General features: G+C 55.8%; 12 protein-coding genes. 6 read left to right on the top strand and 6 right to left on the bottom strand.

The annotated features are described in order from the left end of the window. Positions 1-50: 50 nt before the first annotated feature. Positions 51-1,505, top strand: coding sequence for a 16S rRNA (cytosine(1407)-C(5))-methyltransferase RsmF (gene rsmF / locus EDC54_RS04300; protein ID WP_132453520.1), 1,455 nt, complete (start codon positions 51-53; stop codon positions 1,503-1,505). 127 nt (positions 1,506-1,632) lie between these two features. Beyond that, complete coding sequence (locus tag EDC54_RS04295; RefSeq protein WP_132453518.1) at positions 1,633-1,824, top strand: YdfD/YebW family protein; 192 nt, start codon at positions 1,633-1,635, stop codon at positions 1,822-1,824. Positions 1,825-1,840: 16 nt separating this feature from the next. Here EDC54_RS04295 and EDC54_RS04290 read toward each other — a convergent pair whose 3' ends face one another. Further along, complete coding sequence (locus EDC54_RS04290) at positions 1,841-2,536, bottom strand: extensin-like domain-containing protein (RefSeq protein WP_132453516.1); 696 nt, start codon at positions 2,534-2,536, stop codon at positions 1,841-1,843. Positions 2,537-2,580: 44 nt separating this feature from the next. Next, positions 2,581-3,639: a malate/lactate/ureidoglycolate dehydrogenase gene (locus tag EDC54_RS04285; protein WP_132453514.1), complete on the bottom strand. Its 1,059-nt coding sequence runs from the start codon at positions 3,637-3,639 to the stop codon at positions 2,581-2,583. A gap of 244 nt (positions 3,640-3,883) precedes the next feature. Here EDC54_RS04285 and EDC54_RS04280 point away from each other — a divergent pair, with 244 nt between their 5' ends. Continuing rightward, on the top strand, positions 3,884-4,369 hold the full coding sequence (locus EDC54_RS04280) for a cupin domain-containing protein (protein WP_132453512.1): 486 nt from the start codon (positions 3,884-3,886) through the stop codon (positions 4,367-4,369). Between the two features lie 121 nt (positions 4,370-4,490). Here the strand turns inward: EDC54_RS04280 and EDC54_RS17860 are convergent, their stop codons facing one another. Beyond that, positions 4,491-4,634 (bottom strand): hypothetical protein, encoded by a 144-nt coding sequence (locus tag EDC54_RS17860; protein WP_165904260.1) that lies wholly within the window; start codon positions 4,632-4,634, stop codon positions 4,491-4,493. Between the two features lie 188 nt (positions 4,635-4,822). Continuing rightward, positions 4,823-6,316, bottom strand: coding sequence for a sugar porter family MFS transporter (locus EDC54_RS04275; RefSeq protein ID WP_230514455.1), 1,494 nt, complete (start codon positions 6,314-6,316; stop codon positions 4,823-4,825). A 618-nt stretch (positions 6,317-6,934) separates the two neighbouring features. Here EDC54_RS04275 and EDC54_RS04270 point away from each other — a divergent pair. Together EDC54_RS04270 and EDC54_RS04265 are read left to right on the top strand one after the other, a co-directional pair. Next, a complete protein-coding gene (locus EDC54_RS04270; RefSeq protein ID WP_132453510.1) occupies positions 6,935-8,851 on the top strand; it encodes a bifunctional 5-dehydro-2-deoxygluconokinase/5-dehydro-2-deoxyphosphogluconate aldolase in 1,917 nt (638 codons plus the stop codon). A gap of 144 nt (positions 8,852-8,995) precedes the next feature. After that, a complete protein-coding gene (locus EDC54_RS04265) occupies positions 8,996-9,841 on the top strand; it encodes a MurR/RpiR family transcriptional regulator (RefSeq protein WP_132453508.1) in 846 nt (281 codons plus the stop codon). Positions 9,842-9,995: 154 nt separating this feature from the next. Here the strand turns inward: EDC54_RS04265 and iolB are convergent, their stop codons facing one another. Both iolB and EDC54_RS04255 read right to left on the bottom strand, forming a co-directional pair. Beyond that, positions 9,996-10,805 (bottom strand): 5-deoxy-glucuronate isomerase, encoded by an 810-nt coding sequence (gene iolB, locus EDC54_RS04260; RefSeq protein ID WP_132453506.1) that lies wholly within the window; start codon positions 10,803-10,805, stop codon positions 9,996-9,998. A gap of 19 nt (positions 10,806-10,824) precedes the next feature. Continuing rightward, positions 10,825-12,327 (bottom strand): CoA-acylating methylmalonate-semialdehyde dehydrogenase, encoded by a 1,503-nt coding sequence (locus EDC54_RS04255; RefSeq protein WP_132453504.1) that lies wholly within the window; start codon positions 12,325-12,327, stop codon positions 10,825-10,827. 352 nt (positions 12,328-12,679) lie between these two features. On the opposite strand from EDC54_RS04255, the gene EDC54_RS04250 reads away from it, so the two are divergent. Continuing rightward, positions 12,680-13,501 carry a TIM barrel protein gene (locus tag EDC54_RS04250; protein ID WP_132453502.1) on the top strand — a complete coding sequence of 274 codons (822 nt, stop codon included), beginning with the start codon at positions 12,680-12,682 and terminating at the stop codon, positions 13,499-13,501. Positions 13,502-13,512: the final 11 nt, after the last annotated feature.

The following is a 13,512-nucleotide window of genomic DNA, read 5'->3' as shown; positions in this document are numbered from 1 at the left end:
CCGTGCTACACTTCGCCGCGTTTTACCGAATAACGATACGGAACCACACCGTGGCAAAATTTACCCCAGCCAACCTGCCTGCCGAATTTCTCGATGCGATGCGCGACATCATGCCGTCATCGCTGTCCATGGACGATTTTATCGCCGCCTGCCAGCGTCCGCTGCGCCGCAGTCTCCGCGTCAATACGTTAAAAATCAGCGTCGAAGATTTTCTTCAGCTCGTGCAGCCTTATGGCTGGCAGCTTGAGCCGATCCCCTGGTGCGCAGAGGGTTTCTGGCTGCTGAATGCGGAAGAAGAAGGCACGCGACCAGGCAATACGTTAGCGCACCTGAGCGGGTTGTTTTACATTCAGGAAGCCAGCTCCATGCTGCCCGTCAGCGCCTTGTTCCATCATCATAATGCGCCAGACAGGATCCTTGACGTCGCGGCCGCGCCGGGCTCCAAAACGACGCAGATCGCGGCACGCGTGAATAATGAAGGGGCTATCGTCGCCAACGAATATTCAGCCAGCCGGGTCAAAGTGCTGCATGCCAACATCAGCCGCTGCGGCGTCAGCAATACCGCGATGACTCACTTTGACGGGCGGGTATTCGGCGCCGCGCTGCCGGACTATTTTGACGCGATACTACTGGATGCCCCCTGTTCGGGTGAAGGCGTGGTGCGAAAAGATCCGGCGGCGATGAGCCACTGGTCGCCGGCGAGCATTGACGAGATTGCCGCCACGCAGCGCGACCTGATCCTGAGCGCCTTCCATGCCCTGAAACCCGGCGGCGTGATGATTTACTCCACCTGTACGCTAAACAGTCAGGAAAACCAGCAGGTGTGCCGCTGGTTACAGTCGCAGTTTCCCGATGCGTGTGAAGTCGAGTCGCTACGCGATCTTTTCGCCGGCGCCGAACTGGCCACAACGGAAGAAGGCTTCCTGCACGTTTTCCCGCAAATTTATGACAGCGAAGGCTTTTTCGTCGCCCGCCTGCGTAAAACGGCCAGCGTTCCCCCGCTACCGCCCCCCCATTATAAAGTCGGCAAATTCCCCTTCTCTCCGGTTGCCGCCAAAGATGGCGCGCTAATCACACAGGCGGCGAACAGACTCGGCATTCACTGGGACAGCGCGCAGCGCCAGTTATGGCAGCGTGATAGCGAGATATGGCTCTTTCCTACGGCACTCGCCGATGCATTCGGCAAGATTAAATTCTCGCGAATTGGCCTGAAACTTGCCGAACGCTTTTCCAAGGGGTTTCGCTGGCAACACGAAGCGGTTATCGCGCTGGCGGATCCGAATGCCGATAACGCCTATGCCCTGAACGATCAAACGGCGCAGGAATGGTTTCAGGGCAAAGACAGCTACCCGGAAGATCTCCCTGACGCAAATGACGTGGTTTTGACCTACCATAACACCCCCGTTGGTCTGGCAAAACGTCTCGGCAACCGGATAAAAAACAGCCTGCCGCGCGATCGGGTTCGGGACGGAGCGTCTCCTTTCCTGCGTTCGCCCGAACCATAAATGTGATTTATGCATCAGGTGGCGATAAAACCACCTGATGCACGGCCTCTATCCCCTTTACCCCTGATTTTCATCTACAATTATCCTGATAGACGGAGGAAAATCTCTGTAATGTCTGGAGAGCGACATGTTTGCGTTAGTGATATTTGTTTGTTATCTCGGGCATGGCTGCGATGATTTGGTTGTCGGCGCCTACAATACCGAAGGGCAGTGTCTACACGCGATGGATGAACAACGCCTGCGTCACGCGGGGTGTTTCCCTATCGAAGAATTTATTGACGGTTTCTGGATCCCCGCTCAGGAGTACGCTGATTTTTAACGCCGCCGCCTGCTGCTCACCGACACACGCCAAAGCCGCGCATCCCAAAGTGAAAGTGATTGGCATGGGCGGCGTTATACTCTGGCCCCAATGCATTGCCGAAAAAACGACAGCTCTCTTGGAATGTGGCGCGCAAATAGCGCCCCCGATCGTCTGTCGCCGACCAGTGATTCAGCACGCTAACCTGTCGCCCATCTGACAGCTGAAAAGCTGCGATATCCCACGCATCCGCCGTCGCATGTTCACTCAGGCGACCTTCTGTCCGATGGTAGATATTGCGACAGGCATAGCTTCCCCAATGATCGATACGCGTCAGCGCAATGCCCAGAGATGCCGCCTGCGGCACGGCGACCTGCGTCACAAACATCGTGCTGCTCAATGCCAGCGGACAACTGGCAAGGAAGCTGGAACTGAGCGTGACCGAACCAAAACCTTGCACCCGCACAGAAGCAAGCAGCGGGCACTGCCCGCTGATGTCATCGACCTCGTTGAAGCGTAAGCGTCCGCTTGCCTGAGCCTGCTTTAACACCGTCAGGCAGGTGGCGGGATGGTTAGCCGCATGCTTCATTTTCAGCCGGGTAATAAACGTGGGAGGATCATCAACCGACAAGGGGGAAAACGGATCGTAACCGGGTGGAAGCTGACGTTGAACCCAGGGAGACAGAGCAATCAGCACGCCCATGACCACCGCCAATATCCCCCCTTTCCGCATCAGGTTTGCTCCCGGTTAACTTTCCTTATTTAACAATAGCCTATTTATACAAATTCGGTCGGTTCCATCCCCAGCGATACGCCTGCCGCCACAATTTTCTGCCATTCCTGATCGGAGAGATAAATGCCTTCCGCGCTGCGTTGCGCCTGCGTCATTCTTTCCGGTTCGCCGGCAATCAAAATAGGGTGCGTTGGATCGGGGACGGCGGAAGAACGCACGTACGCCAACATCGCATCATATTCTTGTTGCAGCCATGCCATGGAAACCATGGCGGCCGGATCGATAACTATCGTCGTCATGTTATTCACTATCGCACCCTGACGTGTGTTCTCCGGCTGGATTGTCCCGCCCCCCGACAACAACCCCGCCAGCATTTCGGCCGCTAAAATCAATCCGCCGCCTTTATGTTTCGCTATCGGTTTCAGCGCGCCGTGCCGCTCCCCTTCCCACATGACTTTCGGGTCATTGGTGGAAACGCCGTGACAATCCAGCATGACGTCTTCATCAAACGTTTTTCCTGCCAGATAGGCGACGCGAGTTTTCCCCAATGCCACGATGCTGGTGGCAAAATCGAGGATAAACGCCCCGTGACGATCCGTTGGAGGAAAGGCAATACAGAGAGGATTCGTCCCAAAGCGCGCCTCACTTCCGCACCAGGGGGCCACGATCGGGTCAAGATCGTTGACGTTGACGAAATGGATAGACACGAGCCCGGCTGCCGCCGCCATTTCCCCATACGTGCCGATACGGCCCAGATGGCAGGTAGACGATAACGTCATCAGACACACGCCCGTCGTTTTCACCCGTTCAATCGCCGCCTGCATCGCCTCTTTCCCCGTGCGCTGCCCAAAGCCGCGATCGCCGGTGAACTGTAATACCGCGCCGCCGTCACGCAACAGACGGGCCGGCGTATTTGGGTGCATGATACCTTTTTGGATGAATTCCACGTAATGCGGCAACATTCCGACGCCGTGGCTGTCGTGGCCTTTCAGGTTGGCCGCCACAAGGTGCTCAGTCACCGTGCAGGCTTCGTTTTCTTCACAGCCAGCCTGCTGCAATAGGCGCTGGGCCGTCACGGTCAAACGATGGGCTGATATCTGCATACATTCTCCCTTGATGTCTCGGTTTATGTTTCAAAGATTCATCCTACTGCGGAACCGGAAGGGATGGCAGAGAAAAGACAGACAGTACAAACCACAGAGGAGCGCCCATCGCTGCAATCGTTTTAACCATCTGGCGAAGGATTGATGCCGGCAGTACTATCTCGCCGTTGAATAACCAATGCGCCAACCGTTGACAGACACAGGTTGCCTGTCTATCGGGTACAAATAAGGTGGGATACAGTAAATGAGAAAAATACCGCGTTTTCTTCTGGCATTTGCCGGATTGTTCGTTTCATTCACGGCCTGCTCCGCGGTCCCCTCTTCGTCTCACGTCGAGCCCGCCACCCGGATACCGGCTATCAAGCTCATCAACACCGCAGACCATCACGCTGCCTTCGTCGTCGGCAGCGTTCCCGCACTGGAAAAAATAACCGCCCAAAAATTTTGGCTAAGCAACTCGACCGAAGCATGGGAGATGAATACCCACCCAGCGCCGCGTAAGCAATATGTCATTACGTTGCAAGGCACCTTGAAATTCCGGGTCAGCGATGGCTCGACCTTCCTGCTGTCTCCCGGAACGATTTTGATTGCCGACGATACCAAGAGCGAAGGTCACAGTTGGGAGATGGTTAAGGGCGATAAATGGGTCAGAGTTTATATTCCCGTGGTGGGTGATGACGACCACTTCATCCCGGATCCACAGGTCATCAATTCGACTGCCGCACACTAGCATTCTTCAACGGGTTGGCCGCCAGTTTGTCGCCAACCCGTTCAATCATCACGTTCCGCCCGTGCGGAGGACATCCGCGAAGCAGTGTGCTCTTCACTCCCCGTCAAGCCAGCGTACAGGTCTATTCTTCGATATCGAAAGGATCCTCAACGTCATCCTTGCTGTCATCGCGCTTACGGGGAATCTCTCCGCGATCCCTCGGGGCGTCCTTCGCCGGATGTTCGTTTTCATCCTTGGGGTGAGTATTACTTTTTTTCTCGGTCATTACGGCCTCCCGTGACATCGTATGGGATAAATTTAGCCGATAATTTTGAAAACAGGCTATCAACCCATCAAGTTTCGTGCGCTATGCCACAGCCCGAATGCCAAAGAGGTCACACCTGGAGATGGTTCGCCGCGTCGGCGTTACGGCAATGCCTGCCGCGGCGAACAAAACGGGTGAAGCGACGCCCTTTACACCTTCTTCACCTGAGAAGAAGACCAGTCGCTAATCTTTCCTTTTCCCCCGTCGTGAGAACTCAGCGTTTCGCGCAAGTAGTGTTCAATCTGCTCCAGACTACGGTTGCGGGTCTCCGGCACGCATTTGATGACAAAGATCGCGCCAAAGACGCCGATCCCGGCGAAAATAAAGAACGTGCCGGACAGGCCTATCCATACCAATAACACGGGGAAGAATAGCGAAATCAGGAAGTTGGCGATCCACATCGAAAAGACGGCGGCGCCCATAAAGATACCGCGCATGCGAGTCGGGAAGATCTCCGACAGCAGAAGCCAGGTCACCGGTGATAATGCCCCCTGCTGGAAACTAAGGAACAACAGCATCCCGACCAGCACCATATAGGCACGCAGCGCATCCGGCTGGCCGTTTACCGTTTCCGGCAGCAGAAAACTCACCGCACCGATAAAGACCAGACAGGCGGTACAACCGAATTGACCAATCATGGTCATCGTCCGGCGACCGATTTTACCCAACATCCAGATGCCGACGAAGGTCATCAGCACCGATACCACGCCGTTGGCAATGGTCGCAAACAATGCCGCGTTATCCGTCATCCCCACCGAGGTCAGCACCGTCGGCGCATAGTACATAATGGTATTGACACCGGTCATTTGCTGAATAACCGCAATCCCGATGCCGATCATAAAGAGCTTAAACAGCCACGGAGTCATCACCTCGCGTAACCTCGGCTTACCCAGACTGCGCTGCTCTTCCAGCGTTTCGCTGATCTCCATCAGTTCCCAGTCAACGTCTTCTGGTCGACGGGTACGATCCAACACCCGACGCGCCTCTGCCAGACGCCCCTTCATCGCATACCAACGCGGCGTATCAGGCATAAACATCATGCCGAACCACAACAGTACGGCAGGAAATGTCGCCACAGCCAGCATCCAGCGCCAGGAGTGATCCCCGCCCCAGAGCTCATGAAACGTGGCATTAGAAATGTAGGCCAGCAGTTGACCGGTAACGATCATCAGTTCCTGTAAGGTCACCAGTTGGCCGCGTCTGTTCGCTGGCGCGATTTCAGCAATATACACCGGCACCGTCGCCGCCGCGCCACCTACCGCGACGCCCAGTACCAGACGAAAGAAAACCATCCAGGTCACGTCAGGCGCCAGCGCGGTGCCGATAGCGCCGACAGCGAAGATCACCGCAAGGCCGAGGATGATTTTCTTTCTGCCTGCCGCATCAGCCAGATGGCCAGAGAGCAACGCGCCAAAAGCCGCGCCGAACAGCAATGAACTGGTGACCAGCCCGGTGGTAAACGGCGTAAGATGCAGTTCTTTGCCCATAAATAGCAATGCGCCAGAAATAACACCGGTGTCGTAACCAAAAAGCAGACCGCCCAACGTTGCGATCATGGCAATCACTTTAACGAAAGGCGTCGTCGGGACATCGCTATTCGGCCCTGACGCCTTGTTAGGTGTGAGATATTGTTCTTTTGTCATAGGAGACTCCAGTAACCTGCCTTATAGGAAGATAAGCGCGTGTCTGACAGCAGAGGCATCGGCCTCATTGACGTTGTTTTACACAGGCTCAAATTAGATCAAAAATTTCATATCGGTCATATATGGAAAATTAGTTTTGAGTAATAGATCATATTTTGTTGTCAATTTGTGATAGAAACATGATCCTGCACGCAGTTTCGAGGCAAACAACACGCTGGAAATCGGGAAAATAAACGGGTGTGTCAGAAAATACGCCATGATGCAGCGCCGTTTTTTCATTTCTACAGCAGCGTCAGGCGCGATCCGCGTTTCATCCGTTTCACTTTCATCCCCCTTGTGTTCCGGACAAAACTATCAGGCCTTTTCCTTTGAAAATCATTGAGGAAGATGGGAACCGCCGAACCAGAAATCCCCATTGCCTACAGAGAGCGCGATGCCGTTCGAACGCCCTTCTCACGCGGCAGAGTGGTAGATCCTTCACACTTTTGAAGTGTAAATTTCAATCTAATTTGCAAATGAAATTTTTATTTCTCAAACTATAAATGATTGTTAACCTTCAGGCTGTGTACGGAGAGGCCCTCCCCGCTCAGCAGATATGTAAAAAAGGAAATCCTAGCTATGAATGCAGCAGTGAAGCGGCTCGACGTCATCTGTATTGGCCGGGTGGCCGTCGATCTCTATGCCCAGCAGATCGGCGCGAGGCTGGAAGACGTCGCCAGTTTTTCTAAATATCTGGGCGGCTCCTCCGGTAACGTCGCGTTCGGCACCGCGATTCAGGGATTAAAGTCAGCAATGCTGGCCCGCGTGGGCGACGAACATAACGGTCGCTTCCTGCGGGAAACGTTAAACCGTGCCGGCGTTAATACCGACTATCTCATCACCGATAAAGAGCGACTGACGGCGTTGGTTATGCTGGGGATTAAAGATCAGGACACCTTTCCGCTGATTTTTTACCGTGATAATTGCGCCGATATGGCGTTGACGCCGGAGGATATTCATGAAGAGTACATCGCCTCTTCCCGGGCGCTGGCCGTCACCGGCACGCACCTGTCGCACATCAATACCCGCGACGCCGTACTGAAAGCGCTGGAATACGCGCGTCGTCACGGTTTGCGCACCGCGCTGGATATTGATTATCGCCCGGTGCTATGGGGTCTGACATCGTTGGGCGACGGCGAAACACGTTTCATTGCATCCGATCAGGTCACCCGCCAGTTGCAGGAGGTGCTACACCTGTTCGACGTGGTGGTCGGAACCGAAGAGGAGTTTCATATTGCCGGGGGCAGTACCGATACCCTCACCGCGCTGAAAAACGTGCGCAATGCCACTAAAGCGACGCTGGTCTGCAAGCGCGGACCGCTGGGCTGCGTGGTTCTGGAAGACGCGATACCCACTAGCTGGGACAACGTCCGTCTTCATCAAGGCGTGCGGGTTGAAGTCCTGAACGTGCTGGGCGCGGGCGATGCTTTTATGTCCGGGTTACTGCGCGGCTGGCTGAATGACGAGGGTTGGGAACAGGCCTGCCGTTACGCCAACGCCTGTGGCGCACTGGTGGTTTCACGCCACGGCTGCGCACCGGCGATGCCAACCAAAGCCGAGCTTGATGACTATCTGTCGCGCGCGCAGCAGGTGCCGCGTCCGGATCTTGACGAGGCGCTGAATCACCTGCACCGCGTCACCAGCCGCCGTCAGCAGTGGCCGGAGCTGTGTATTTTCGCCTTTGACCACCGTAAGCAACTGGCCGATCTGGCCAGAGAAACGGGGCGCGACGAAGCCTGCATCCCGCCGCTCAAACGCCTGCTGCTGGCCGCTGCCGAAGCGGCGGCTAAAGAAGCGGGCCTCGAAGGGCGCAGCGGTATACTCGCCGACAGCACCTATGGTCAGCATACCCTGAACGCGATTACCGGTAAGGGATGGTGGATTGGCCGCCCGATTGAACTGCCGGGCTCGCGCCCTCTGCGTCTCGAACACGGCAACATTGGTTCACAGCTCATCGACTGGCCGCTGGAGCACGTGGTGAAATGTCTGGTTTTTTATCACCCGGACGATCCCGCTGCCCTACGCGCCGAACAGGATGCGCTACTGCTGGAAGTCTGGCAGGCCTGTAACAAATCCGGTCATGAACTGCTGTTGGAAGTGATCCTCCCGGAAAATGGTCCGGATAAAGACGAGCGCCATTACTTACAGTTGCTGACGCACATCTATCAGCTCGGCATCAAGCCGGACTGGTGGAAGCTCCCGCCGCTTTCCGGCAGTAGCTGGCACAGTATCTCGGCGCTGATCGAACGCGAAGATCCATGGAGCCGCGGGATCCTGCTTCTCGGTCTCGATGCGCCGCCAGAACGTCTGCGAGCCGGTTTTGCCGAAGCCGCCGCGCATCCGATGGTTAAGGGGTTTGCCGTGGGGCGCACTATCTTCGGCGGCCCCTCACGCCGCTGGATGCGGCAAGAACTCAGCGATGACGCGCTGGTGAATGAAGTGAAACACAATTATCTGACCTTAATCGGCTACTGGCGAGAAGCGCGCCGTGCCTGACGCCCCCGTTTCGTCCGCTCGCAGGAGCGGACGCTTTCTGTTTCTCCGTGAAATGAATCGCGTATTTCAGCGTAACAAATGAAAAATTCAATTCATTTGGTACACTGGTAACAAGATTATATTTTCCTCTCTCAGAGCATAGTTATGGCTAATAACCCGACCCAACTCACCATCCTTCAGGACGAAATTCGCCGCCGCTTCGATACATTAAGCAAACGTCTGAAACAGGTAGCGCGCTATATTCTGGACAACAGCAATAGCGTGGCATTTGACACCGTTGCCTCTATCGCCCGGCAGGCTGATGTTCCTCCCTCCACGCTCATTCGCTTTGCTAACGCTTTTGGCTTTAGCGGCTTCAATGAAATGAAACAGATGTTCAGACAGCATCTGATGGAGGAGACCGCCAACTACACCGAACGCGCGCGTCTGTTCCGTCAGACCGCCAGCGCAGATGCGGCAGCGCCTGAGACGCCAGCGGAGATCCTGAACATGTTCACCATGGTCAACAGTCAGGCGCTGCAACAATTAGCGATGCAGACCTCCGCTAACGATCTGGAACGGGCGGTGACGCTGCTGTCGGAGGCAGAAAACATCTATGTCATCGGCCTGCGCCGTTCCTTCAGCGTGGCGTCCTACCTGACCTATGCCTTACGCCACCTTGACCGTCGGGCCTTTTTAATCGACGGCCTCGGCGGCATGTTTACCGAGCAATTAAGTCTGGTGGGACCAAAAGATGTGGTGGTCGCGGTGAGCTTCTCGCCCTATTCCCGTGAAGTGGTTGAACTTGTTGAACTGGGCGCCCAGCGCAAAGCGCAACAGATTGCGATTACCGACAGTCAGGTAAGCCCGCTCGCCGCTTTTAGCGACGTCTGTTTTGTCGTGCGTGAGGCGCAGGTGGATGGCTTCCGCTCGCAGGTGGCGTCACTGTGTCTGGCGCAAACGCTGGCGGTATCACTGGCGCTGAATAGCAGCAAAGAGCCGCGAGCCTGAGTGTCCATCACCCGAATGATGGTACGGTAAAAAACGCCAGATCCCGGCAATGGCGGCACACTATCCAGCGACATCACCGACACGACGACCTTGCACAGACAAAGAAAGAACCAGTCAGTAACACTGACTGGTTCTTTCTCGCGACAGCTCCGCACTACGCGCGGCGGGGATAATCAGCGCTATTGATCCACGCATGATCTGCTTCCCAACTAAACAACCATCGGCGCTCAGGCCCGGCCATCACATTCAGATAGTAGCTGTCATAACCAGCAATAGCCGCGACAGGATGGTAGCCGCGGGGCACCATCACCACATCGTGGTTATAGGGTGCCATACTCACGTCCAGACTCCCGTCATCGGTATATACCCGCTGGAACGCAAAGCCCTGCGGCGGGTCGAAACGATGGTAATACGTTTCTTCCAGTTGGGTCTCCTTACCCGGCAAGGCGGTATCGTGCTTATGGGCGGGCCAGGAACTGGTAGCTCCTTCATCGGTATACACTTCCACCACCAGCAGGCAGTCCGCCTGTGCGTTGTCCGGCAGAATATTATGTACGCGACGCTGGTTACGGCCTTTGCCGCGATGCTCCACGCCGACCTCTTCAGGGCGGATCACGCGCGCGGGCAGCGTTCCCTGACCCGGCGCGCTGCAAACGGCCAGTTCGAGATCGGAATCTGCCGTCACCTCAATGCTCTCCTGCGGCGGCACGTAGACCGACCACGGCGGCGTGCGCTCAAACGGCGACATGCGCTGTCCCAGACCGGGGAAATCCGCCTGCTTCGTTTTCACCGAGGCGCATCCGGCGACCAGCACCAGACACAGCTCACGCTCGCCGCTTTCCAGCGTCAGGCGCTGCCCTTGCTTCAACATCCAGACATCGAAGCCGATATAGCGCCAGCCGGCGCTTTGTGGCGTGATGTGCTGGATGTGCCCTTCTTTTCGTGCTTTAGCCAGTAGCGACATGGCTTGCTCCCTCTTCCCGTTAGCCTAACGTCGGCATGCTGAATTCAGAGACGGTTTGCTCTCCCTGCTGCCAGCGGACGGTCGCGGTTTTCATTCGGGTGTAAAAGCGCACGCCATCCGGACCGTGCACGTTCAAGGCGCCGAACACCGAACGCTTCCAGCCGCCAAAGCTGTGGAACGCCATCGGCACCGGCACCGGCACGTTGACGCCAACCATTCCGGCTTGCACGTCATGGACGAATTCCCGCGCGGTATGACCGCTGCGAGTAAAGACGGCGCTACCGTTGCCAAATTCATGGCTGTTCACCAATGCCAGTGCGCTGGCGTAATCGGCAACCCGTACAATCCCCAGCACCGGGCCAAAAATCTCTTCACGCCAGATAGTCATTTCCGGCGTCACGTGGTCAAACAGCGTGCCGCCGATGTAGTACCCTTTTTCATAACCGGGAACGCGCAGCTTACGGCCATCCACCACAATGGTCGCCCCTTCGCTCACGCCTTTATCAATATAGCCGATCACTTTTTTCTGGTGGGTGTCGGAAACCACGGGCCCCATTTCATTCTCGTCTCCGCCGCGCAGACAGCCGGGTCCCACTTTCAATGCTTCAATCAGCGGCTTCAAGCGCGTAATTAATTTGTCCGCCGTTTCATTACCGACGGCAACCACCACCGGCAACGCCATACAGCGCTCTCCCGCCGAACCAAATGCCCCGCCCATGATCGCGTTTACCGTCGCATCGAGATCGGCATCTGGCATGACAATCGCGTGATTCTTCGCTGCGCCAAACGCCTGTACCCGTTTACCGTGCGCGCTGGCGGTTTTGTAGATATATTCCGCCACGCCGGAAGAGCCGACAAAACTGACCGCCGCCACCCGCGGATCTGTGTAGAGCTGCTCGGCGTCTTCATTACTGCAATGCACCACGTTAAAGACGCCATCCGGCAGCCCCGCTTCTTTCAATAGCTCTGCCATGCGCACCGCCGCCGTTGGGGCCAGCGCCGGGGGCTTGAGGACAAAACTGTTGCCGCAGGCCAGCGCAAGCGGGAACATCCACATGGGCACCATCGCCGGAAAATTAAACGGCGTAATGCCGGCCACCACGCCTAACGGCTGCATCAATGAATAGCTGTCAACGCCAGAGCCGACATCCGACGAATACTCACCTTTCATCAGATGCGGAATGCCGCAGGCAAACTCCACGACTTCGATACCGCGAGTCAACTCGCCCAGCGCATCCGACCATACCTTGCCGTGTTCGCTGACGATAATCCCCGCCAGCTCATCAACATGCTGTTCCATCAGCATTTTGAAGTTAAACAGGACACGCGCCCGACGCAGCGACGTTGTCTGCGACCAGCCTTTGAAAGCCTCTTCCGCTGCCTGAATCGCGTCAGAGACATCCTGTGCAGTAGACAGCGCCACTTCGCGGATCGCGTCCCCCGTCGCGGGATCGTACACGGGTAACGTTTCCTTACTGCTCAGAACGATTTTCCCACCAATAAAGTTTCCTGTGATCGTCATCTTCTCGCCTCATCATATATAACGGCTGGGCTATGCGGCCCACGACTGATTCCGGTGTGTCTTAACCGTAGTAAAATGAAATTTATATTTCAATATAAAACTAAAATGAAATAACCTTTTGGTGATGACGGTCGCATTTTCCTTCGTTCCTTCACCCGCCGTCGCCGCCGGGCGGTGTACGGCATGAGAGCAGGCGACAAGCACAGCGTGCCAGTCCGGTAAAAATCCATTATTCACGACGATTTTGCGAAGCGCCTCAAAGAATCATGATTTCATAGATTGCCAATCATGGAACAAATGTTTTAAATGATAAAAAAGTGAACGTACCCGCCCTTTTTTCAGGAGAGTCCGCATGGCTATCGCACTGCAACGTTTCTGCATCAATCGTAAAATCGCGCCCGCGCTGAGCATTGAAGCCTTTTTCCGTCTGGTAAACAGCCTTGGCCTCAACAAAGTCGAATTGCGTAATGATTTGCCCGGTGGAAAAGTCACCGACGATCTGAGCCACCAGCAGGTCCTCGAACTGGCAGAGCGCTATCAGATTGACATTCTTACCATCAACGCCGTCTATCCCTTTAACTGCCGTACCGAGCAGGTTCGTCAGTTAACCGAGTCGCTGCTCAAAGAGGCGAAAGCGATTGGCGCGAAAGCACTGGTGATGTGTCCGCTGAACGAAGGCGTCTCGGTTCCGGCAAGCGAGACGCTGAACGCCATGCGCGACCTCGCCCCGCTCTATGCCGCTTATGGCGTGGAAGCGCTGGTTGAACCTCTGGGTTTCCCACAAAGCTCCCTGCGCTCTGCGGCGCAGGCGCAGGCGTTAATCCATGACGCTGGCGTGCCCTTCAAGCTGCTGATCGATACGTTCCATCACCACCTTTATCCGCAGGCCGATGAGGAGTTCAGTCAGATAAACGTTGACGAAATTGGTCTGGTGCATCTTTCCGGCGTCGAGGATACGCGCCCGCGTGAGAAACTCACCGATGATGAGCGAATCATGCTGACATCGCAGGATCGGCTGTTCACCTGCGCACAAATTAAGAATCTGGAAGCTCGCGGCTACCGGGGCGTTTATGCCTTCGAACCTTTCGCGCCAGAGCTGGTGAACTGGCGCGAAGCTGACATCCGCCGTGAAATTGAACAAAGCATCGCGCTGATTCAGCAACACGTCGACTAAGGCGGGAAGCG

This window comes from Samsonia erythrinae, assembly GCF_004342665.1.
GTDB lineage: Bacteria > Pseudomonadota > Gammaproteobacteria > Enterobacterales > Enterobacteriaceae > Samsonia > Samsonia erythrinae.
Note: the sequence above shows the minus strand (reverse complement) of the source record. Positions and strands in the feature narration are given on the sequence as shown.

Excerpts from the sequence above, each read along its gene's own strand:
- EDC54_RS04295 (WP_132453518.1), top strand. The coding sequence starts at position 1,633 with ATGTTTGCGTTAGTGATATTTGTTTGTTATCTCGGGCATGGCTGCGAT.
- EDC54_RS04290 (WP_132453516.1), bottom strand. The coding sequence starts at position 2,536 with ATGCGGAAAGGGGGGATATTGGCGGTGGTCATGGGCGTGCTGATTGCT.
- EDC54_RS04285 (WP_132453514.1), bottom strand. The coding sequence starts at position 3,639 with ATGCAGATATCAGCCCATCGTTTGACCGTGACGGCCCAGCGCCTATTG.
- EDC54_RS04280 (WP_132453512.1), top strand. The coding sequence starts at position 3,884 with ATGAGAAAAATACCGCGTTTTCTTCTGGCATTTGCCGGATTGTTCGTT.
- EDC54_RS17860 (WP_165904260.1), bottom strand. The coding sequence starts at position 4,634 with ATGACCGAGAAAAAAAGTAATACTCACCCCAAGGATGAAAACGAACAT.
- EDC54_RS04275 (WP_230514455.1), bottom strand. The coding sequence starts at position 6,316 with ATGACAAAAGAACAATATCTCACACCTAACAAGGCGTCAGGGCCGAAT.
- EDC54_RS04270 (WP_132453510.1), top strand. The coding sequence starts at position 6,935 with ATGAATGCAGCAGTGAAGCGGCTCGACGTCATCTGTATTGGCCGGGTG.
- EDC54_RS04265 (WP_132453508.1), top strand. The coding sequence starts at position 8,996 with ATGGCTAATAACCCGACCCAACTCACCATCCTTCAGGACGAAATTCGC.
- iolB (WP_132453506.1), bottom strand. The coding sequence starts at position 10,805 with ATGTCGCTACTGGCTAAAGCACGAAAAGAAGGGCACATCCAGCACATC.
- EDC54_RS04255 (WP_132453504.1), bottom strand. The coding sequence starts at position 12,327 with ATGACGATCACAGGAAACTTTATTGGTGGGAAAATCGTTCTGAGCAGT.
- EDC54_RS04250 (WP_132453502.1), top strand. The coding sequence starts at position 12,680 with ATGGCTATCGCACTGCAACGTTTCTGCATCAATCGTAAAATCGCGCCC.